The following is a 22,203-nucleotide window of genomic DNA, read 5'->3' as shown; positions in this document are numbered from 1 at the left end:
TTTTAGACGCTCTGCAAAAAGAAAAGTTTAATTTTTTAGTTACGTATCATACGTATCAATTGAATGCAAAATTAAAAGATAATTTCTTAGATGCAATTAGGTTACAAAAAAAAATGCACTTACAGAAGTTTTTTTGTTTTCCATTTTCCGTTTATTCTCGCTTTTTTCAAAATCATTATTCGAATTGTCTTTTGAAGAACCACAATTCGTTGATACTCATGCTCAGGCTGATTTTAAAAACTTCCTCTTTGATCATATACGTTGCATTGGGTTCGAGCAATGAATACCCAAATCCAATATTCAGCAGAGATACCCTCCCGTTATACATGTCTCTGAAAGGAATACCAAAACCCACATTAAAGCCATATTCCTTAAATCCATCAGTGCCGACAAGAGATGAATTGGTCGGATGGTATATATTTACATTGTTATACGAATTGGCAAAAGACAAACCGGCTCTGAAACGTATCCGCTGCAACAGGTTTCTGCTGAGTGGATCGTTTACATATTCGGCTCCGGCGCTTAATCTATATCTGTTATTGAATCTTGTTTCGGAAGTCATTCCGTCGAGATAGTCAGGATATTGCATATCTTTCCAGGTTTGGTATGAACCATCAATTCCTACCAGCAAATTATTGTTTCGATACGATATCCCTGCTCCGAAAGTATTTGGAAGCTGAAAGCTTTGGTGTGTAAGTGTATCGGATTCCAATTGTTGTGTGACTTGCCCCGACGAGTTGATCAGTCGATCGTAAGGATATATCGTTGATTCTGAATTTATTTTAGGTGAATACACAAGCCCCATCGTGATTGATTCTTCTCTACTGAGGGGATAGGTAAGCTGAAGTCCGAAGTCAAATTTCACATCGCTGAATCTGAATTTATCGGTTTTAATTCGCGCAAGAGTGTTCGAATTAATCAGAGGAAGTTGACGTGTGTGCTCGATGTTCCCAAAAAGGTATGAAACATTGGCTCCTATAGATGCAAACTTAAACAATTCCCAAGCAATTCCTCCATACACCTGGCTCAATCCTCCAGATCCACTATAAATTTCTTGATAGGTAAAATCGGTAGTGGATTGCTCACGACCGAAAGAATAACCAACTTTTGAATATGGAAGCAATCCAAAACTTCCGGCAATCTTACCAATCAGAGGAAATTGCATGGCTACGTAATCCAAATTTCCATTGTAGAGATTTTGCTTGTTCGATCCGTCCGAGTAAATGGAGTAGTGGCCGGAGATTCCATAGTCGAAAACAAAAGTAAGTGTATCGAGGCTTGAGTACGAAGCAGGGTTTCCCGGATTTACTTCTTGACTTCTTCTTAATCCGTAGCTAATTCCCCCCATCGACTCCGAAGCACCGATTGCGGGGTTAGAAAGCTGCCCATAGCCATAGCGACTGTAGAGTGAATTGGTGCCAACCTGTTGTGCAAAGGCAATGGAGGCGAATGCCCATAATGTAAGGAGCGGAAAGAGGCTTTTTATTACTTTCTTCATTCTGTTTTGCAAATAAAACACAATACCCTGCGAGTTTAGTCCCGAATGTATTTTTTGAACTGCAAAGATGACATATTTTTGGCTTGTAACCAACAAATTGGCTTAGTCTTGTTGTTAAAAAGACTAAAGTTTAATATTTGTAAACGGACGTGGTGTCGTAACGCGAGTATTGGCAACAACGTGCGTACGTCTTTCGGATTGATTAAGCCAAGAACGATGATTTTTTATTATTTCTTATTTAGATAGCCATTTCGTGTCAGGATTTGATCTATCGGTTTTCTTTTTTTGGGACGCAGTGGTTGCGTGCTATATCCGATTACGATGTCGAGCCAAACACGCTTCGATTGGGGAATGTTGAGAAGTTGCCGCATTTTCTTTTCGTCGAACCAGCCCAAAATGCACGAACCCAATCCTTCGGCATGTGCGGCGAGAACCATGTGTGCGGCGGCAATACCCAAATCGAGTTGCGCGTAATCCTTTTGTTTTATCCAACCTCCAACTCCGGACGACAAATTAACCTTTTCTTCTACCATCAAAATGTGAATAGGCGCCTGTTTTGTAAAATGATTGAGGCCCAACACACGCGTGGATGTGGCGTCGGCAACTTTATTTTTTAGCTCGGGATCATCCACCACAATCAGATGATAAGGCTGGGCATTGCATGCCGAAGGCGCATAACGCACTGCCTCGATGATTCGATCGAGCTTTTCTTTTTCTACCGGACGGTTGGGATCAAAAGCCCGATCGCTTTGTCTGGTCTTTACAAATTCTAAAAAATCCGCTCCTTCAATATTCATCCCAATAAATTTCGAGAATCGATTTTACGACCGAAAAGCCATCAATCGGCTGATATATTTTCCAATAATATCGAACTCAATATTGACTACTGATCCTTTTTCTATTTCGTGGAAATTGGTGAGCTCGTGCGTATAAGGGATAATAGCAACCGAAAAGCTATTATCCGTGGGGTTCACTACAGTCAGGCTCACGCCGTTAACGGTTACAGACCCTTTATCCACAGTTAAATATCCCCGCTTTGCCATTTCCGGGTTGAAAGCATATTCAAATGTGTAGTACCAGCTACCGTCAGCTTCCACAACATCCGTACATACGGCTGTCTGATCTACATGCCCCTGCACGATGTGCCCATCCAGTCGGCCATTCATCATCATGCTTCGTTCTACGTTAACTTTGCTGCCGGGCCTCAATATTCCGAGATTCGAACGATCAAGTGTTTCCTGTACGGCCGTAACGGTGTAGGTATTATCTTCTATTTTTACTACCGTGAGACATACGCCGTTATGCGATACGCTCTGATCAACTTTCAATTCGTTGACAAACGAGCACGTAAGCGTAATATCGAGATTGCTTTTATTTCTGTTTAGTGCAACTACGGTTGCAGCTTCTTCCACAATTCCTGAAAACATAATCCCTATTAAAAATCAATTAGTCATATCCTAAAAGCAGATTCACCAGATGGCAACACGTTGTTCCTTTGGAACATACATCGGATCGGTTTCCTTAATGTCAAAAGCTTCATACCATGCATCAATATGTGGCAATGCTCCGTTCACTCTCCATTTGCCGAGCGAATGGGGATCGATTTTGGTGAGACGAAGAATCTCTTCGTCGCGCACGTTTCCTGCCCACAAAAGTGCATAGGAAAGGAAAAAGCGTTGAGCCGGGGTAAATCCGTCGATTTTCTTGTTTTGTTTCGCCTGTTCGGTTTTCAGAAAGGCATTATACGCTATCTGCAATCCTCCCTGATCGGCAATATTTTCGCCCAGTGTAAAAGTACCGTTGGCATGTACGGTGTCGATCACTACAATGTTGTCATAAAAATCCACCAATACCTTTGCTCTTTCATCAAACCGACTAGCATCTGTGGGTGTCCACCAATCGGTAAGATTTCCTTCCTTGTCAAATTTTCGGCCCTGATCGTCGAATCCGTGAGTCATTTCGTGGCCTATCACAACTCCGATGCCGCCATAGTTGATGGCGTCGTCGCCGTTCATATAAAAAAACGGGGGCTGCAGAATGCCTGCCGGAAAGCAAATTTCATTGGAGGAGGGGTTGTAGTATGCATTGACCGTTTGAGGCGTCATATACCATTTTGTTTTGTCAACCGGTTTATTGAGGTCTTTTATCATATCGTTATACTCGTATTCGGCTGCGCGCATCATATTTGCCCAATACGAATCCTCTTTTATCTCCAGTGGTGTATAGTCTTTCCACTTATCGGGATATCCGATTTTTACGATGAATGCGGCCAATTTTTCGTGGGCTTTGGATTTTGTTGTGTCGCTCATCCATTCAAGATTATCGATGCGCTCACCCAATGATGTTTTAAGATTTTCAACAAGTTGAAGCATACGGTCTTTGGCCTGAGGAGGAAAATATTTTTCGACATACAGTTGACCTACGGCTTCACCCAAGGCACTGTTGACTGCGTCGATACTACGTTTCCATCGGGGTCGAAGTTCTTTGCTCCCGCTCATCTTTTTTCCGTAAAATTCGAAATTTGCATTCACAAACTCATCACTCAGGAAGTTTGCAGCGGAGTTGATGACTTTCCAGCTTAAATAATCTTTGATGTGATCGATAGGTTCTGTATGGATAAGCTGAATGGCGCGCCTGACGGGTTCTACTTGCGAAACATTTATACTGTCGGCATTAGCTGCCCCTACTTCTTCCAGATAGTACGCCCAATCAAATGGGGCAACTTTTTCATTCAGCTCGCTTACCAGATATTTGTGATAATTAAGTTCCGGCAAGCGACGCATCTCTTTCGTAATATGCGATTCGGCCAATTCGGTTTCGATTTTCATTACCACCGACGAGGCTTTTGCAGCATCAGCGTCGCTATATCCCGCATTTTTGAATTGTGTATTTATCAGTTTCCGGTACTCGTCTCGCAGCATTTTAGAGTGTTCGTCGTCGGCCAGATAATATTCTCTGTCTCCCAATCCTATCCCCGATTGAGCGAGTTGGGCAATATTCATGCTGCTGTTTTTGTCGTCAGGGCCTACATAAAAACCGAAAAATGGGTTTGACGCATATTTCCCGATTTTAGCTATGAGGCGTATAATCTCTTTTTCGGTGTTGGCGGCCGCAATTTCCTCAAGAAAAGGTCTGATAGGGGCTGCTCCTTCGGCATTCAATTTCACGCTATCAATTCCCATTTTATACAGATCGCTTACCTTTTGTGCATTCGAACCAAAGGCGTTGTTTTTTTTACTGAGCTCTTCGATGAGCTCCTTTATTTGTTTCTGGTTTTCTTCTCGCAATTTGTCGAAAGTGCCATAGCGTGAATATTCGTCGGGTATGGGATTGGCTTTTTGCCAACCGCCTGTGGCATACTGATAGAAATCTGCACCCGGGGCTACTGTGGTGTCGAGATTTGCAAGATTCAAGTCTTGCTTTTGTTCTGAGGTATTGTTCTGCGAACAATTGCCTAACATTGTCATAGTCAACAGCATTAATAATAAAAAATGTGGTTTCATTTTTAAAGGGATGATTTTCAAATACTCAACCGCAAAAGTACGAATTTATTTGGTGGGGAGAAATACGGAAAGCAAGTTTTTTTTAATAAGTTGCTCAAAATCTCTTTGTGGCGATTTTCCCGATAAGCAATGTTTCTCTGCTTGAGTATTTCCGGAATGAAGCTTTAACCATAAACCGTCAGAAATGTTTGAAGATAACACTTCTGACGGTTTATTTATCTTTAGTTGTTCCGCTTTTACGCGAATTTCTTCATCTCTTCCACGATTAATTTTCGTGTGTTTTCCGTTACCGGCACCAAAGGTAGTCTCAATTCGTTTTCGATTAATCCCATTTCGTGGAGCACGCATTTTACTCCGGCCGGATTGCCATCTACAAACATCAGTCGAAACAATTCGTCGAAATGAGTTTTCATGCGTTTTCGTGCTTCATCGATCTTACCCTTCAACGCATCGTGTACCAAGTCGCTCATCTGTTTGGGATAAGCATTGCCAAAAACCGAAATGACGCCAATTCCTCCGCTTTCGACAATGTCAATCGTGGTAGCATCGTCGCCCGAAATCACCTTAAATCCTTCGGGGGCACCGGTAATGATTGCACGAATCTGATCCAGATTGCCCGATGCTTCTTTAATGGCGACTACGTTTTTGCATTCGCGTGCGATGCGAAGCGTTGTTTCGGCGGTCAAGTTCACGCCTGTCCGGCCCGGAACGTTATAAAGGATAACCGGCCGAGGAGATGCCTCGCTTATCGCACGATAGTGCTGAAAAAGACCTTCCTGTGTGGGTTTGTTGTAATAAGGCGTTACGGAAAGTATGGCATCTACGCCATCAAAGTTGAGCGTTTTGAGTTGTTGCACCACGCCGGCAGTATTATTCCCGCCGACCCCCATGACGATGGGCATGCGTCCGCCAATTTTGCGTACTACGGCACTTACGATTTCAGATTTCTCCGATTCGGAAAGCGTGGGCGTTTCAGCTGTAGTGCCAAGTGCCACAATGTAATCGGTACCATTTTCCAAATGAAAATCGAGTAGGCGATCGAGTGCTTCAAAATCTACCGCTTTGTCCTTGCGAAACGGGGTAACCAAAGCCACTCCCATTCCTTCTAAATGTATTGCTGACATGAAATAAGTGAATTTACTTGCCTTTTTGGATTAGATGATAATCTATAAAAAACAAAATGCCATTAACTTAATCAAAATAACATCACAAAGATAGAAATTTTTTTAATGTCATAGTCGGCATTTTCAAAAAAACAAAAATATCGAATCAAAAAGTTGTTTTTTTGCGAAAATTACTATATTTGTGGCTGCAACTTTTCTATTGTTTTCTAATACAGATAAAGCATCAAAAAAACTTTTCTTTAGGTGCTTGCCGAAGTCGAAAACGTCGAATATGCACACGTGTTCTCAAAATTCTCAATTCCTTAATCGTTCATTGCATCTAATAATTTTACATGATGATATGAAAACAACATTCTTTTACAAATTGTTATTTTTCGCATTATTTTTTTCAGGTTTGTATGCGGAAATAATTAGAGCACAGGAAAATATGCCCAGAATGGGTATATGCACCAGGTATAGTAATGCAGAAATGCTTCAGCAGGCAGGATACAGTTACGTTGAAGAAGGAGTGGGCAAATTTCTTATTCCCGACAAAAGTGATGAGGAGTTTTCTGCAATTCTCGATGATGCATCTCGTTATTCGCTTCCCGTTGAGGCCTGCAACGGTTTTATTCCGTCATCCATGAAAAGTGTCGGCCCTGATGCCGTGCACGTACACATATTACAGTATATGGAAACTGCCTTTAAGCGAGCGCAACAGGCGGGTGTCGAAATTATCGTGTTTGGAAGCGGTGGCTCGCGCAATATCCCTGAAGGATTTTCGCGCAGCGAAGCCCGTCGGCAATTCATCGATTTATGCAAACAAATGGCACCGATAGCCAAAAAATATGGCGTAACGGTTGTTTTGGAGCCATTAAATTCCAAAGAATGCAATTTCATCAATTCGGTTGCCGAAGGAGGGGAAATTGTGAAAGCCGTAAATCATCCCAATTTCAGGCTTTTGGCCGATATTTATCACATGAAGATGGACAACGAAAATCCGGAAAATATCGTGAAATACGGAAAACTGATCAAACATGTTCATATTGCCGAAAAACAGGACAGAGCTGTTCCGGGAACCTATAATGAAGACTTTCGGCCCTATTTCGACGCTTTGCGAAAAATAGACTACAAAGGGCGCATATCCATCGAAGCACAATGGAAGGACATGCAGACACAAGCGCCCATTGCCATCGAAACCATTAAAAAACAATTCAATAACTAATCATGGAAACAAGAAGAAATTTCATTAAAAAATCGGCAATGGGTGTTGCCGGACTTGCCGTCGGCAGTACGTTGAATATGTCGGCAAAAAGTTATGCCAATATCATGGGCGCTAACGACCGCATTCGGGTAGGCGTGCTTGGCTTTTCGAATCGCTTCAAGGACTCTCTTGGAAAATCTTTTCTGAAATATGCCAAGGAGATGAATTTCGAGCTGTACACTATTTGCGATATTTGGAGTCGTCGTTGCGAAGAAGGGCAGGCATGGTATAACAAGCAGACCGGCGAAACCATTCGTACGGCTCGAAACACGGACGAACTCTGGACTCAAAAGCCCGACGCCGTCATCATCAGTACGGCCGATTTTCAACATGCGCTGCTCACGGCGGAAGCCGTCAAGGCCGGATGTCATGTGTACGTAGAAAAACCTTTTGCCGAAACAATGGATGATGCCAATTACGCACTAAAGGCCGCCAAGGAAGCAAACAAAGTCATTCAGGTTGGATCGCAACGACGCAGCGGAGTCAATTATCAAGCGGCCTACGACTATATCCGATCGGGTAAATTCGGAAAAATCATTGCCGTCGAAATGACGTGGAATGTCAATCAACCCGGCCGGTGGAGATTACCTCAGCTCACAAAAGAAATTCGCGAACAGGATACCGATTGGAAGCGTTTTTTGATGAATCGCCCTTACGAACCCTGGGATCCGCGAAAATACCTCGAATATCGTTTGTTCTGGCCATATTCTTCGGGCATACCGGGACAATGGATGGCCCATCAAATCGATACGGTACACTGGTTCTCGGGCTTGCAATATCCGCGGTCGGCAGTGGCTAACGGAGGAATATATATGTGGAACGACGGACGAACCAATTACGACACGGTGACGGCAGTCCTCGATTATGGCGACAGCAAAGAAAAAGTGCCGGGCAACGGTTTTCAGGTAATCTATTCGTCTCGACAGAACAATTCCTCCGGAGGTACGAAGGAATGGTATTTTTCTAACGGAGGCAAACTCGATCTCGACACAAACGTTGTGAGTAGCGAAGGTGGACTGACAGAGCGTTATGCGGCCGAGATGGGAATGAAACCATTTTTACTCGAACCTTTCGAACTGCCGCAAATAAAGGTGGAAACGGGTTCGAACACAGGGTCGGATCCTTTAACCAATGCGCATATGAAAAATTGGATGGATTGCGTACGCGCCAACAATCTTAAGACGAATGCACCCGTGGAAGCCGGCTATAGCCATTCCATTGCCGATATCATGGTTACGGCTGCTTTGCGAACCGGGCAGCGTGCTATTTTCGACGAAACGACCAAACAAGTTATGGCGGGCGGGAAGATTTTCAAATATTGACGCGATACCCGTAAATGTGAATTTAAAAAAAGAGGCTGTGTGAGCTCACGCAGCCTCTTTTACATGGAATGTGCAAAAAAATGTTCTATAAAACCCGCACCTCGTAAGTTACGGGAACGGCTTTTTTGTACATCGCCAATACGCCGCAATATTGGTCGAAAGAAATTTTGCATGCTCTTTCGAGTTTCTCTATCGGAAGGTTTTCGCCTTCAAATTCGTAAATTACTTTTATCGATGTGTATTGTTTGGGATGCTCATCGCTTACTTCGGCCTCAATTCTGATGTCGAAGTTGGTAACCTTCAATCGCATTTTTTGAACAATTTCGATTACATCGAGGCCAGTACAACCGGCCGCAGCAACCAAAAGTAGTTTTTTCGGACGCGGCCCGGCATCATTGCCTCCTTCTTCTTTGGCTAAGTCTATTACGATGTTGTGTCCATCCACATCGGTCTCGAAAATATTATTTTCTTTCCATACAGTTTTGATAGAATGTAATGTCATTTTGATACTTTTTGTTTTGAATTATTCTATCTATTAAACAAATTAATTCATAATTGGTTTGATCTGTGGAAAAATATTATAATCTGTTTTAGCACAATGTGTTACGTTGAGATTATTTTCTTGTATTGTGTTTTTGCGTCTTATTTTTTGTTACTTTTGTACTAAATAATACTGTTATGACCGATATTAATGCTAAAGTATTGCTCATTTATACCGGGGGAACCATCGGCATGGTTGAGAATCCTGAAACCGGTGCGCTCGAACCGTTCAACTTCAGTCATTTGGGCTCGAATGTGCCGGAAATTCAAAGATTAAATTTCAGCGTCGATACCTATTTGTTCGATCCTCCCATCGATTCGTCCGACGTTTCGCCGGCAAAATGGCAGGAAATGGCCGGAATAATCGAGGATAATTACGAGGGATACGATGGTTTCGTTATTCTGCACGGAACGGATACAATGGCATATACCGCTTCGGCTCTGAGCTTCATGTTGGAAAATCTTACCAAGCCGGTTATTTTTACCGGATCGCAATTACCTATCGGAAAATATCGCTCGGATGGAAAAGAAAATCTGATTACTGCACTCGAAATCGCTGCCGACAAAGATCCGGACGGCAATCCCATGGTCCCTGAGTTGTGTATTTATATGCAAAATTTGTTGATGCGGGGCAATCGGACGATGAAGGTTAGTGCTGATGATTTCAGTGCTTTCAATAGTCCAAATTATCCTTATTTGGCAGAGGTTGGAGTGGATATTCGCTATGAATACAAATTCATTCTTCAGCCCGATTATAGTAGTCCTGCCACATTCAACTACGCTCTCGATCATCATGTTTCTGTGTTGAAACTTTTTCCGGGTATTACTCCCGAAGTGGTACATGCTCATTTGTCTGTACCGGGGTTGAAAGGGGTTGTTCTCGAAACTTATGGTTCGGGTAATTCGCCAAGTGCGAAGTGGTTTATCGATTTGTTGCATGAGGCAGTTGATCGAGGAATTGTTGTGGTAAATGTCACGCAATGCTTGTATGGATCGGTGGAAATGCATCGTTACGAAAATGGGCAGAAACTACAAAAGGCAGGAGTCGTAAGTGGCTTCGACATGACTACCGAGGCCGCTCTTGCCAAGCTGATGATTTTGTTTGGTGCGGGCAAAACGCCCGACGAAGTTACTCGCCTTATGCCTGTATCGCTTCGTGGAGAACTTACCCAACGTTAGTTTTGCTTGCTTAAATGTGTAAATTGTTCGAATCTATTCTCTTCCTTTTTTAAGGCCCTAAAGCGATATCATGCCCTAAATCGTTATCTTTGCATAGAAAAAAATGAAGATTATGGCGATGAATAACTTGGATTACGGTGTCATAGGCAACTGCCGCACTGCCGCACTTATTTCGAAGGAAGGCAGCATCGATTGGTTTTGCCTTCCCGATTTTGATTCTCCTTCCGTTTTTTCCAAATTACTGGATGAAAACAAAGGGGGTAGTTTTTCTTTTGAAGTTTCGTCCGATTACGCGATCTCTCAAAAATATTTCAAGAATACAAATATCTTATCCACCTGGTACGAATCGGAAGAAGGGGCATTCGTGGTTTACGATTATATGCCCCGTTATCGCACCATCGAACAAAGATATTATTTGCCTCCCGAAATTCATCGCTACCTCAGAGTTATAAGAGGAAAACCACGCTTATCGGTTTGCTACGATCCCAAAATGAATTACGCTACCGAGTCCGTTGTTCATGAAAAATACAGGGACTATATCAAAACCACTTCGGTAGTGAACGACCGAAACGAAATTTATTTGTACAGCAGTGTCGATTTCGATACCATACTCAATGGTGAGGAATTTCGCTTGTCCTCCGACGAATTTTTTTTGCTTTCGTACACTCAGAAACTTATCCCGATTGATTTAGAAAGAATTCATCTTGATTATGAACGAACCAAAGTTTATTGGCTCAACTGGACCAATCGTTCGCGAAAATTTCTCGAATACGAAGATATGATCAACCGAAGCCTGCTGGTTATCAAATTGATGTCATACCATTCCACAGGTGCAATGATTGCCGCGCTCACTACCAGTTTGCCCGAATCTATCGGTGAGTGTCGCAATTGGGATTATCGGTTCTGCTGGTTGCGCGATGCCTCTATGTCTATCAGCTCCCTTGTGTACATGGGGCATAAAAATGTTGCCGAGCGCTTTATCGGGTTTGTGAAAAACTTGCTGCGTTCGCGCGATGATGTTTTTCAAATAATGTATGGTATCAGGGGCGAAAGAGAGTTGACGGAGGTCGAGCTTACTCACTTGTCGGGCTACGAAAATTCTTATCCCGTAAGAATCGGTAATGCCGCTTTTACACAAATTCAAAACGATTCGCCGGGATATTTACTGGATGTTATCTATAAATATTACCTTTATTTTCCCGGTACGCTGGATGAGATTGAGGAAATGTGGGAGATTGTGAGATTTATTGCCCGTTCGGTTTCGCAAACATGGCAGATGCCCGATCACAGTATTTGGGAGTTTCGCACACGAAAATTGAATTTTGTTTTTTCGAAAGTGATGAGCTGGGTGGCCATGGATCGGGCTACGGCTATCGCCGAACTACTTCATAAAAACAGTTATGCCGAGCTTTGGAAAACCGAGAGTGAGAAAATTAAAGCCGATATTTTCGAAAAAGGATGGAAGGAGGAGATGCAATGTTTTTCGCAGGCCTACGAAAACAATGATTACGATTCTTCACTTTTGCTGATGCATTATTATGGGTTTATCGATGCCAATGACGAGAGGTTTGTCAAGACGGTCAAATCTATTCGTCAACATCTGCAATATAAAGGATTGATGTACAGGTATAAATCGGCTGACGATTTTGGTCATCCTTCCTCTTCGTTCACCGTGTGCAATTTTTGGATGATACAGGCTCTTTATGCTATTGGCGAGAAGGAAGAGGCACGTCGCATGTTTGATTCCATTGTGGCCTATGCCAATCATGTGGGATTGTATAGCGAAGATTTCGATTTCGAAACGGGTCGTTTACTGGGTAATTTTCCTCAAGCCTATTCTCACTTGGCATTTATTAATGCGGCAACACTGTTCTCCGAAGAAAAAGTTGTATCGAAATTTATTCGGCCATAATCTCTTTTTCGGGGGATTGCGGCTTGAGGTATATCTTTGCAAACGAATCGGGATATTTTTCGTTAATGAAATCAATCATCTTTTCGCGAATATCTACGCGTAAATCCCAATTTTTGGATGAATCGGAGCTGCTTACCAAAATTCGCAGTTCCTTATACCATTGTTTTGCATCCGTAATTTGGATGTTCTGAACGCGGCCATCCCAGTTGGGATTTGCTTCTACAAGGGTTTTCAATTTCTCTCTGAGCGGTTCTACCGGAAGATCGTACGAAACATACAGAAATACCGACCCAAGTATGTTTGACGTGTTTCTGGTCCAATTCTGTATGGGCTTTTGGAGAAAATAATCTATGGGGACTATCAAACGACGTTCGTCCCAGATTTTTACTACGGCATACGTAATATTGATTTCTTCGATACGGCCCCATTCTCCTTCTATAACGACTACATCGTCCAATCGAATGGGTTGTGTAAATGCAATCTGAACTCCCGAAAGTACTTGCCCTACGCTTCGCTGGGCGGCCAACCCGACCACAACGCCGATGACGCCTGCCGAAGTCAATATACTCACGCCGATGCTTCGAAGCGATTCGATCGACATCAAAGCTATCGATATAAAAATAACCGAAACCGAAATAATCGTTATTTTTTCGATCATACTCAATTGAGTTAATCGCTTGCGGGCTTCTAGGTTGTTCGCATTTTCGATGTTGAGTTTGTTCCGGAAATATCGAAATATGGCTCTTATTGTTTGTATGAGCACCCAACCTATAATCAGAATTAAGAGTATCTGGCTTATTTTCTGCAATGTCTCGAATATTTGGGCGTCGTCCTTCAGATAGGTGCTGAATGTACTCAACAAGGTCGAGAAGATCAGCCATAGCGCCGGCAACCGAACCATTCGAATGATGATGTCGTCTATCGGACTTTTTGTCTTTTGTGCCCGTTTCTGTAGTTTTTTTGATAAGGCATTCAAAAGAAATACAAGAATGAGGAATATCGCAGCAAATGCTATGAACAGAACTAAGTATCTACTCGATGGATAACGCTCAAAAAGTTGATCAAACCATTCCATATTATATTGCTGAAAAAATTAAGAGATGAGTTTTGTCAAAAAAGGAATTACTTTGGATTGTAGCGATATTCGGTATTTGGCGATGGGCGAAAAATCTCCTACTTTTATACTGATCCCGTCGCTCGGGATTGCGCGAAACATATCTTCATCGGTGGTGTCGTCGCCAATTACCAGCACAAAGTCAAATTTTTCTTTCTGCATGCGCCGCTTTATTTCGGTGCCTTTATTGAATGCAGATGGCTTTATTTCCAATATTTTATTACCCGGAACAATTTGTAGATTCAGCCTTGTGCAGGGCTCTATTAGCGCCCTCACCAATTGTTCTTCGCGCAAATTGGCCAACCATGTATCGGCCTTGCGATAGTGCCACACAAGAGCTGTATTTTTTATTTCTAACCACGAATTGGGAGTTTTTTCTATCGTGCGTTGTATGATGTCCAATATTTCGGAATCCCATTGCTCGATTTTTTTAAAATTTTCGTGCCATTCGCCATTTTCCTTATACAGTGCACTATGTTCCGCCGAAAGATCTATTGGCAAATCACCAAACCATTTTTCTAACATCTCACTGCTTCGTCCACTGTTGATCACCACGTGGTTAGCCGGATCTTTGGCCATTTTTTCGAGTAACGAAAGCAGTATGGGTGAAGGAGCCGCTTCTTCCGGCTTTTTATAAAAAGGCGCAAGTGTTCCGTCATAATCGAGTACGAGCAGCCTGTGTGACGATCTGTCGTATTGTCGTTTGATCTGTGCCAATTGTTTCTTATCGATGATTTTCTGGTAAATTTCTTCGTTTTGTTTTTTGATATAGGATAATTCCTTGACAAAATCGTTAGCCCATTTTTGAACGGTTTGATTGGAAATTGTTTTTTGCATTCTCCATAAGCGTTCTTTTTTTTCATGTTCACTCATTGTGATGGCTTGCAAAATGGCATTCTCTATTTCGTTGGCATCCATCGGGTTGATGATAATCGCATCGGTAAGTTCGATAGCTGCACCTGCCATTTCGCTCAGTATCAGCACGCCGGGTTTTTCACGTTTCGATGCGAGATATTCCTTTGCCACCAGATTCATTCCGTCGCGAAGAGGCGTAACCAGCGCTATATCTGCAACATCATACATGGCCGAGAGGCCTTCGAAATCGAAGCTTCGATAGTAATAATGGATAGGTGTCCATCCCACGGTGGCATACTTGCCGTTGACCTGCCCGATTGTTTGATCGATACGTGTTTTCAGATCGGCATATCTCTCTACATTGTCGCGCGAAGGTGTAACGATCATGGCCAGCGAAACTTTTTCGCGATATTCGGGATGATTCTCCAAAAATTGTGCAAACCCTTTTATTCTGTTGAGAATCCCTTTGCTATAGTCCAAACGATCTACGGATAATATGATAGTCTGATTGCCCAATTTCTTTTTCAGCTCGGCCGATTCTTTTCTCACTGCCGGAAGCAGAGCCGCATCGTGATATTTTTGGTAGTTGATTCCCATCGGAAAAGCATCCACATGTACGGTTCGGTCCTGAAGTTTTATTTCATCCAAATCGCAATTGAGATCGAGAACCCGATAAAGCGAACTGATAAAATGGCGCATGTAGTCGTGTGTATGCAGACCAATAAGGTCAGCCCCAAGTAAGCCTTCCAACAACTCTTTCCTTTCGGGGAGTACCCTGAATAGCTCGAATGATGGAAACGGAATATGATGAAAATATCCGATATTTGCCTGTGGTTTGTGGTCTCGAATCTTTTTGGGGAGCAACATCAATTGATAATCCTGTATCCAAACGATATCGTTTTCATCGATGAAGGGTAATGATTCTTCGCAAAACAGTGTATTGACTTCCTTATATGCTTCCCAAAAGCATGAGCCGTATTCGATATAGGAGAAAAAATAATGACAGAGTGGCCACAAAATGCTGTTGCTGTATCCTTCGTAGTATTTTTCAATTTGTTCCTGGCTAAGAAAGACAGGATGAAAATGCATGGCGTGCAGCCTTCGGGTTATTCGTTTTTGGAGGCTTTTGTCGTCCACGTAAATTCCTGGCCATCCAACCCAAAATTTTTCTATGGACGTATCCAATGAACTCAGCCCGGTAGCTAATCCGCCTTCACTTCGTTTGATGCTGTATGAATTGTTTTTTTCTTCGATTTTTACGGGTAAACGGTTTGCAATAATCACTAATTTCATACGCTTAGATATTAAATCCAAAAAACGACATATTCTTTCCTCTCTCGAAGTTTTATTTTTGCGTCCACTCTCGTTTTCAATTAAAATGGAATAAAGCAGTAAATGTTTTCATGTATAAAACGTCAAATATTAAAGAAAGATTATTTTTTAACCTTTTTTCAATATGAATCTAATCATTTTTCTTCTCGCATTATCGTATTGAACAAGAATTATATGAGAGTGTATATGTCAATAGTAATTTCGTATTGACTCGTCATCAAACTGTTTAATTTAGTTTTATACATTTCCTGAAAATTCGTTCCGGCCACGGTGACTGTGTTGATTGTCCTTCAAATTCGAGAGAAAGGTTATCGGTTTAACTCGATATGGATAAGTTAACAAATAAAAAAACTTGCATAGTGGTTGAATCGGTTCCAGAAGAAATTTTCTGTGCTTTTTCAGACGATCGTCTCGTGAATCTTCGTTCCATGTTTCCGTCGTATTTCCGTCGTACTTGGTTCGAATGAAGTTTATTCATACTTTCGATCATTTCCCGATTCTCTAAAATAAAGCAACCTGCACCAAAAAGCTTTTCCGAAAGAGGATGCTATTTGCAGTAAAAATACAGGAAATGAGCTGCTTAATTATTTTAGAAAAAAAATCGATAGGGCAGTTCAACATACAAAAAGTCGGTTTTCCCCGTTCGTTGAACATGGCGACAAACCTTTAAATCTCCGCTAAAATTCGACTTAAGAGTTATAAAAAGATAATATTCTTTGCTTGATCCACAATTTTATAGTAATTTCGTTGCTAATTTTGAGGTTTATTTCAAACGGAAAATAATAATCCGAAACTATTTAAATATTTCATACTAATCCTATGGCTAAAGAAAAAACTTACTTGACCTGTGACGGGAATCAGGCTGCCGCTCATATTGCATATATGTTTAGTGAAGTTGCCGCCATTTATCCCATCACGCCATCCTCAACTATGGCCGAATATGTGGACGAATGGTCTGCCGCCGGTCGTAAAAATCTTTTTGGACAACCGGTACTGGTTCAGGAAATGCAATCCGAAGCCGGTGCAGCCGGAGCTGTTCACGGTGCTTTGCAGGCTGGGGCACTAACCACCACCTTCACTGCTTCACAAGGGCTATTGCTCATGTTGCCGAATATGTATAAAATTGCCGGTGAACTTTTGCCGTGTGTGTTTCATGTTTCAGCTCGAGCTATAGCTTCACATGCCTTGTCCATTTTTGGCGACCAACAGGATGTGATGGCAGTTCGTCCTACCGGTTTTGCACTCTTTGCCACCGGTTCGGTGCAGGAGGTGATGGATCTGGCTGCCGTTGCTCATTTGGCTTCTCTCGAAAGTCGAGTTCCATTTGTGCACTTTTTTGATGGATTTCGCACCTCGCACGAAATTCAAAAGATTGAGGCCCTTAGCAACGAAGACATTCTCCCGCTTGTAAACCGGGAAGCCTTGGCCGCTTTTCGTAATCGCGCACTCGGCCCCGATAAGCCCGTAACCAGAGGAACAGCTCAAAACGATGATATTTATTTTCAGGCAAAGGAAGCTGCTAATCCTTTTTACGAAGCAGTGCCCGATATCGTCGAAAAGTACCTCGAAAAAATGGCGGAGGTTACGGGTCGCAAATACGGATTGTTCGATTACTACGGCGATCCCGAAGCCGACCGGGTGATTATTGCGATGGGCTCCGTTACCGAAACAATTCGCGAAGTGGTCGATTTTTTGCGTGCCAAAGGAGAAAAAGTCGGCGTGGTAGCCGTTCATCTCTATCGTCCTTTCAAGGCTGAAGCATTTCTGTCGGCAGTTCCCAAAACAGCGAAGCGAATCGCCGTGCTCGATCGTACAAAAGAATCGGGCGCACTCGGACAGCCACTTTATCTCGATGTGAAAGATTGTTACTACGGCCGTCCCGACGCCCCCGTAGTGGTGGGTGGTGTTTACGGATTGTCATCGAAAGATACTACGCCAAGTCAAATCATTTCGGTATTTGAAAATCTGACAATGAAAATGCCCAAAAACGATTTTACGATCGGTATCGTAGATGATGTAACCTTTAAGTCGCTTCCCGTCAAAGAGGAGGTGGCTATGGATGAAACTACTTACGAAGCCAAATTTTACGGACTCGGATCGGATGGCACGGTTGGCGCTAACAAAAACTCGATCAAGATTATCGGAGATAATACCAATAAATATGTTCAAGCATATTTTGCTTACGATTCCAAGAAATCAGGAGGATTCACCTGCTCACATCTTCGTTTTGGCGACAAACCCATTCGATCAACTTATTTGGTGAATACCCCCAATTTTGTGGCATGTCATGTTCCGGCATATCTTTATTTATATGACGTTACCAGAGGCTTGAAAAAGAATGGCACATTCCTGCTCAACTCTTTATGGCCGAAAGAAGAAGTGCCGAATCATCTGCCCGACAAAGTGAAAAAATATTTCGCTCAAAACAATATCAAACTCTATATCATCAATGCTACCAGCATTGCCGAGGAGCTTGGATTGGGTGGAAGAACCAATACAATTTTGCAATCCGCTTTCTTCAAGATTTCTAACGTTATTCCTTATGAATTAGCAGTAGAACAGATGAAGAAATTCATCGTGAAGTCCTACGGGAAGAAGGGTGAAGATGTGATCAGAATGAATTATGCTGCCGTTGATCGTGGTGGTGAAATCGAAGAGGTCGAAATCCCGAAAGAATGGGCTGATATTGTAGTGGGTGATGAACAGAACGATGATGCCCCCGAATTTATACAAAAAGTTGTTCGTCCGATGAACGCTCAGCGCGGATATGACCTTCCCGTTTCTGTATTTTCAGGACGAGAAGACGGCACTTGGGAAAATGGTACTACAGCTTATGAGAAACGCGGAGTTGCCACCTCTGTTCCCCTTTGGAATGCCGAAAATTGCATCCAATGCAATCAGTGTGCTTATGTGTGTCCGCATGCTACCATCCGACCGTTTGTACTCGATCAGAATGAACAACAACAGCTCGGAGAAGACGTAGTAATGCTTAAGGCACAAGGCCGTCAGTTCTCCGGAATGGCTTTTCGTATCCAGGTGGATGTGCTCGATTGTTTGGGATGTGGAAATTGTGCCGACGTTTGTCCCGGCAATAGAGGAAAGAAAGCTCTCGAAATGGTTCCAATCCAAACTCAGTACGAAAACCAGAAAAACTGGGATTTCATGGTGAAAAATGTTTCGAGCAAAGCTCATTTGGTGGATACAAAACTTAACGTCAAAAATTCGCAGTTTGCCACACCGTTGTTCGAATTTTCCGGTGCTTGTGCAGGTTGTGGCGAAACTCCTTACATTAAGCTCATTACTCAGCTTTATGGCGATCGGATGATGATTGCCAACGCCACAGGGTGTTCTTCTATTTATGGAGCATCAGCTCCCGCTACTCCATACACCAAGAATGATCAAGGTCGCGGACCTGCTTGGGCCAATTCTCTTTTCGAAGACAATGCCGAATTTGGCTTCGGATTTGTATTGGCTAATGGTTCGATGCGAAACCGCATCCATTCGCTCATGCAGTCCGGCATTGCCTCCAATGATTTCTCGGAAGAAGAAAAGCTGTTGTTCGGCGAATGGATCGACAACAAGGACGATGGCGAAAAATCAAAAGAAATTTCCGATAAATTAATTCCTTTGCTGAAACAGAATCAGAGCGAGACTGCCAAAGAATTGCTCAAACTCGAACGTTATTTCGTGAAAAAGTCGATCTGGGTTTTTGGCGGTGATGGTTGGGCATACGATATCGGTTTCGGAGGACTTGATCACGTATTGGCAATGGGGCAGGATATCAATGTGCTTGTTCTTGATACTGAAGTGTATTCCAATACTGGTGGGCAATCTTCTAAATCTACGCCTATAGCAGCAGTTGCCAAATTTGCGGCTGCAGGTAAGCGCATTCGCAAGAAAGATTTGGGGATGATTGCCACGACCTATGGTTATGTTTATGTCGCACAAGTGTCTATGGGAGCCAGTCAGAGCCAGTTCCTCAAGGCTCTGAAAGAAGCTGAAAGCTATAAAGGTCCATCGCTTATTATCGCTTACTCTCCATGTATCAGTCATGGATTGAAAAAAGGGATGGGAAGTGCTCAATCTGAAGAAAAATTAGCCGTCGAATGTGGATATTGGCATTTGTGGCGTTACGATCCCCGATTGGAAGATGAGGGTAAAAATCCTTTTATTCTCGACAGTAAGGAGCCGGATTGGAACAAATTCGATGATTTCCTTCGTGGCGAAGTGCGATATACATCTCTCGAAAAATCCTTCCCCAAAGAAGCTGCGGATCTCTACAAAGCAGCAAAAGAGAATGCACAATGGCGATATCGTTCCTATAAGCGAATGGCAGAAGCCCATTTTTCGGCTCCCGCCATTGATAATGCTGAAGTAATTAGCACGGCTGACCAGGATTAAGATATTTGTTTCATGGATATATGTGATAAAAAAGCGAATCAAACAGATTCGCTTTTTTATGTTACAGGTTTGTCGGGTGCAAGAAATGATGCAATCGAAAATTATCCACGGATAATGTCTGATCGTTTTAAATTGGCCAATGACACTTTAAAAAATAGCAGCGGTGTTTAATCGGGTTAGATATTAAAGTGTTATCTTTGTGTAATGAAATTGCGAACACGATGAAGATTCAAATCATTAATGGGCCTAATCTCAATTTGCTCGGTACGCGCGAACCCGAAATATATGGCAACAATTCGTTTGTCGATTATTTAACCGTACTAAATGCAATTTTTTCGGATATCGAAATTTCTTATTTTCAGTCGAATAGTGAAGGGGAAATCATCGATAAAATTCAGGAAGCCGGGTTTGGCTGCGATGGAATTGTTTTGAATGCCGGCGGATATACGCATACCTCGGTGGCTATTCGCGATGCCATCAAGGCTGTTCCCACGCCGGTTGTCGAAGTGCATATCTCAAATGTATATGCTCGCGAGGAGTTCCGGCATCATTCTATGCTTTCGGCCGTATGCAAAGGGGTGGTAGCAGGTTTCGGATTCGACTCGTATCGATTGGCTATTCAATCTTTTCTCATTCCCGATGTCTTATTAAATAAATCAACCCTCTCTCATACGTAAAATTTATAATGTTTTCTATACACTATTATGCATAAACATACAAAAATTATTGCCACTATTTCCGATAAACGATGCGATTCGTCATTTATTCGACAACTTTTCGACGAAGGAATGGACGTTGTGCGCATGAATTCTGCGCATATCAATGAAGAAGGATTTATCAGAATAGTTGAAAACGTCAGGGCGGTTTCTAATCGTATTGCCTTACTTTTGGATACCAAAGGACCTGAGATTCGTACAACCATAGCGGAGGCTCCTTATGAGCTGAAAACAGGTGATATTGTCCGTGTAGAGGGAAATCCTGCCGGCATTTCTTCTCGTGAATGCATCTATGTGTCTTATCGTAATTTGGCCAACGACATAAAGGTCGGCGAAGATATTCTGATTGATGACGGCGAAATAGGATTGAAAGTCATTGAAGCGGCTTCCGATCATCTGATATGCAGCGTTCAAAACGATGGAGTTGTCGGCAGCCGCAAGAGTGTCAACATTCCCGGCGTTCGCATCAACTTGCCGACAATCACCGATCGCGACCGCGAGTTTATTGCTCTTGCCGTTAAATACGACATCGATTTCATTGCTCATTCCTTTGTGCGGAGCAAAGAAGATGTGCTCGAGGTTCAACAGATTCTCGATTCATATAACAGTCCGATTAAGATTATTGCTAAAATCGAGAATCAGGAAGGCGTAGACAATGCCGACGAAATTCTCGATGTTGCTTATGGCATTATGGTAGCGCGTGGAGATTTAGGTATCGAGGTTCCTCAAGAAAAAATTCCGGGTATTCAGCGAGTTCTTATCCGTAAAGCCATACATCACAAAAAACCGGTTATAGTGGCCACGCAGATGCTGCAATCGATGATTGAAAACCCACGTCCTACACGCGCCGAAGTTACCGATATCGCCAATGCCATTTTCTATCGCACCGACGCTATGATGTTGAGTGGAGAAACGGCTTTCGGTAAATATCCCGTAGAGGCTGTCCGCACCATGACTAAGGTTTCATTCGAGGCTGAGAAAACCAAATTGGCCGAAAATGACATTCGCGTGCCCTACGATTTGGATGAGGAGCAGGAGGTAACTGTTTTTCTTGCAAAACAGGCAGTAAAATCGGAGACACGGCTCAATACGAAAGCAATCATCACCGATAGTCATACCGGTCGCACGGCACGTGTGTTGGCTGCCTTTCGCGGACCAAGTCCCGTGTATGCTATGACCACTACCGATCGCCTCGCAAGAGAGTTATCCCTGTCTTACGGAGTGTGGGCCGAACATCAGCCGGGACGTGGCATGGAGAATACCAATGAAAGTCGTCGTGCATATTACGTGAAAGCTATTCAACAGCTCATTGATGCCGGCATGATTAATCCCGAAGATCGGGTTGCCTATTTAGGGGGGAGTTTTGGTGAAACCGGAGGTACCACTTATCTCGATATAAGCGAGGCGTGGAAGATTCTGGAGGCAAAGGAAAAGTATAATTTGCCGGATTATACGCTTTAAAAT

Annotated in this window: 15 protein-coding genes; 7 read left to right on the top strand and 8 right to left on the bottom strand. The window is 42.8% G+C overall.

The window, feature by feature from the left end:
* Positions 1-175 precede the first annotated feature (175 nt).
* The 5 genes from EJN84_RS08390 to dapA all read right to left on the bottom strand — a co-directional run bounded on the left by EJN84_RS08390 (position 176) and on the right by dapA (position 6,125).
* Positions 176-1,498, bottom strand: coding sequence for a hypothetical protein (locus tag EJN84_RS08390; protein ID WP_129595001.1), 1,323 nt, complete (start codon positions 1,496-1,498; stop codon positions 176-178).
* Between the two features lie 227 nt (positions 1,499-1,725).
* Complete coding sequence (locus EJN84_RS08385) at positions 1,726-2,295, bottom strand: nitroreductase family protein (RefSeq protein ID WP_129595000.1); 570 nt, start codon at positions 2,293-2,295, stop codon at positions 1,726-1,728.
* Positions 2,296-2,319: 24 nt separating this feature from the next.
* Positions 2,320-2,925: a riboflavin synthase gene (locus EJN84_RS08380; protein ID WP_129594999.1), complete on the bottom strand. Its 606-nt coding sequence runs from the start codon at positions 2,923-2,925 to the stop codon at positions 2,320-2,322.
* Positions 2,926-2,967: 42 nt separating this feature from the next.
* On the bottom strand, positions 2,968-5,001 hold the full coding sequence (locus EJN84_RS08375) for a M13 family metallopeptidase (protein WP_129594998.1): 2,034 nt from the start codon (positions 4,999-5,001) through the stop codon (positions 2,968-2,970).
* Positions 5,002-5,237: 236 nt separating this feature from the next.
* On the bottom strand, positions 5,238-6,125 hold the full coding sequence (dapA, locus tag EJN84_RS08370; protein WP_129594997.1) for a 4-hydroxy-tetrahydrodipicolinate synthase: 888 nt from the start codon (positions 6,123-6,125) through the stop codon (positions 5,238-5,240).
* 427 nt (positions 6,126-6,552) lie between these two features.
* Here dapA and EJN84_RS08365 point away from each other — a divergent pair, with 427 nt between their 5' ends.
* Both EJN84_RS08365 and EJN84_RS08360 read left to right on the top strand, forming a co-directional pair.
* Complete coding sequence (locus EJN84_RS08365; RefSeq protein WP_165004197.1) at positions 6,553-7,329, top strand: sugar phosphate isomerase/epimerase family protein; 777 nt, start codon at positions 6,553-6,555, stop codon at positions 7,327-7,329.
* Between the two features lie 2 nt (positions 7,330-7,331).
* The gene (locus EJN84_RS08360; RefSeq protein WP_129594995.1) at positions 7,332-8,690 is read left to right on the top strand and encodes a Gfo/Idh/MocA family oxidoreductase; all 1,359 of its coding nucleotides are present in this window, start codon (positions 7,332-7,334) and stop codon (positions 8,688-8,690) included.
* Between the two features lie 85 nt (positions 8,691-8,775).
* Here the strand turns inward: EJN84_RS08360 and EJN84_RS08355 are convergent, their stop codons facing one another.
* Positions 8,776-9,192, bottom strand: a complete 417-nt coding sequence (locus EJN84_RS08355) for an OsmC family protein (RefSeq protein ID WP_129594994.1) — start codon at positions 9,190-9,192, stop codon at positions 8,776-8,778.
* A 176-nt stretch (positions 9,193-9,368) separates the two neighbouring features.
* On the opposite strand from EJN84_RS08355, the gene EJN84_RS08350 reads away from it, so the two are divergent.
* Both EJN84_RS08350 and EJN84_RS08345 read left to right on the top strand, forming a co-directional pair.
* Positions 9,369-10,409 carry an asparaginase gene (locus EJN84_RS08350; protein ID WP_101487964.1) on the top strand — a complete coding sequence of 347 codons (1,041 nt, stop codon included), beginning with the start codon at positions 9,369-9,371 and terminating at the stop codon, positions 10,407-10,409.
* A gap of 118 nt (positions 10,410-10,527) precedes the next feature.
* Positions 10,528-12,321: a glycoside hydrolase family 15 protein gene (locus tag EJN84_RS08345; protein ID WP_129594993.1), complete on the top strand. Its 1,794-nt coding sequence runs from the start codon at positions 10,528-10,530 to the stop codon at positions 12,319-12,321.
* Here EJN84_RS08345 and EJN84_RS08340 read toward each other — a convergent pair.
* Positions 12,308-13,396, bottom strand: a complete 1,089-nt coding sequence (locus EJN84_RS08340) for a mechanosensitive ion channel family protein (RefSeq protein WP_129594992.1) — start codon at positions 13,394-13,396, stop codon at positions 12,308-12,310. The two genes, EJN84_RS08345 and EJN84_RS08340, sit on opposite strands and share 14 nt — an antisense overlap.
* Positions 13,397-13,414: 18 nt before the next feature.
* Entirely contained in the window at positions 13,415-15,583 is a 2,169-nt protein-coding gene (locus EJN84_RS08335; protein WP_129594991.1) for a bifunctional alpha,alpha-trehalose-phosphate synthase (UDP-forming)/trehalose-phosphatase, read from the bottom strand.
* A gap of 858 nt (positions 15,584-16,441) precedes the next feature.
* Here EJN84_RS08335 and nifJ point away from each other — a divergent pair.
* The 3 genes from nifJ to pyk all read left to right on the top strand — a co-directional run bounded on the left by nifJ (position 16,442) and on the right by pyk (position 22,200).
* On the top strand, positions 16,442-20,023 hold the full coding sequence (nifJ, locus tag EJN84_RS08330) for a pyruvate:ferredoxin (flavodoxin) oxidoreductase (protein WP_129594990.1): 3,582 nt from the start codon (positions 16,442-16,444) through the stop codon (positions 20,021-20,023).
* A 221-nt stretch (positions 20,024-20,244) separates the two neighbouring features.
* The gene (gene aroQ, locus EJN84_RS08325) at positions 20,245-20,700 is read left to right on the top strand and encodes a type II 3-dehydroquinate dehydratase (protein WP_129594989.1); all 456 of its coding nucleotides are present in this window, start codon (positions 20,245-20,247) and stop codon (positions 20,698-20,700) included.
* A 24-nt stretch (positions 20,701-20,724) separates the two neighbouring features.
* The gene (gene pyk / locus EJN84_RS08320) at positions 20,725-22,200 is read left to right on the top strand and encodes a pyruvate kinase (protein ID WP_165004200.1); all 1,476 of its coding nucleotides are present in this window, start codon (positions 20,725-20,727) and stop codon (positions 22,198-22,200) included.
* The last annotated feature ends 3 nt before the right edge of the window (positions 22,201-22,203 follow it).

Origin of the sequence: Seramator thermalis (assembly GCF_004138125.1) — a bacterium.
Classification (GTDB): domain Bacteria; phylum Bacteroidota; class Bacteroidia; order Bacteroidales; family Dysgonomonadaceae; genus Seramator; species Seramator thermalis.
This window is presented reverse-complemented; position numbering and strand designations above follow the sequence as displayed.

What these genes read in the sequence shown, in the direction of transcription:
- EJN84_RS08390 (WP_129595001.1), bottom strand. Translation starts at nt 1,498, where the DNA reads ATGAAGAAAGTAATAAAAAGCCTCTTTCCGCTCCTTACATTATGGGCA.
- EJN84_RS08385 (WP_129595000.1), bottom strand. Translation starts at nt 2,295, where the DNA reads ATGAATATTGAAGGAGCGGATTTTTTAGAATTTGTAAAGACCAGACAA.
- EJN84_RS08380 (WP_129594999.1), bottom strand. Translation starts at nt 2,925, where the DNA reads ATGTTTTCAGGAATTGTGGAAGAAGCTGCAACCGTAGTTGCACTAAAC.
- EJN84_RS08375 (WP_129594998.1), bottom strand. Translation starts at nt 5,001, where the DNA reads ATGAAACCACATTTTTTATTATTAATGCTGTTGACTATGACAATGTTA.
- dapA (WP_129594997.1), bottom strand. Translation starts at nt 6,125, where the DNA reads ATGTCAGCAATACATTTAGAAGGAATGGGAGTGGCTTTGGTTACCCCG.
- EJN84_RS08365 (WP_165004197.1), top strand. Translation starts at nt 6,553, where the DNA reads ATGCCCAGAATGGGTATATGCACCAGGTATAGTAATGCAGAAATGCTT.
- EJN84_RS08360 (WP_129594995.1), top strand. Translation starts at nt 7,332, where the DNA reads ATGGAAACAAGAAGAAATTTCATTAAAAAATCGGCAATGGGTGTTGCC.
- EJN84_RS08355 (WP_129594994.1), bottom strand. Translation starts at nt 9,192, where the DNA reads ATGACATTACATTCTATCAAAACTGTATGGAAAGAAAATAATATTTTC.
- EJN84_RS08350 (WP_101487964.1), top strand. Translation starts at nt 9,369, where the DNA reads ATGACCGATATTAATGCTAAAGTATTGCTCATTTATACCGGGGGAACC.
- EJN84_RS08345 (WP_129594993.1), top strand. Translation starts at nt 10,528, where the DNA reads ATGAATAACTTGGATTACGGTGTCATAGGCAACTGCCGCACTGCCGCA.
- EJN84_RS08340 (WP_129594992.1), bottom strand. Translation starts at nt 13,396, where the DNA reads ATGGAATGGTTTGATCAACTTTTTGAGCGTTATCCATCGAGTAGATAC.
- EJN84_RS08335 (WP_129594991.1), bottom strand. Translation starts at nt 15,583, where the DNA reads ATGAAATTAGTGATTATTGCAAACCGTTTACCCGTAAAAATCGAAGAA.
- nifJ (WP_129594990.1), top strand. Translation starts at nt 16,442, where the DNA reads ATGGCTAAAGAAAAAACTTACTTGACCTGTGACGGGAATCAGGCTGCC.
- aroQ (WP_129594989.1), top strand. Translation starts at nt 20,245, where the DNA reads ATGAAGATTCAAATCATTAATGGGCCTAATCTCAATTTGCTCGGTACG.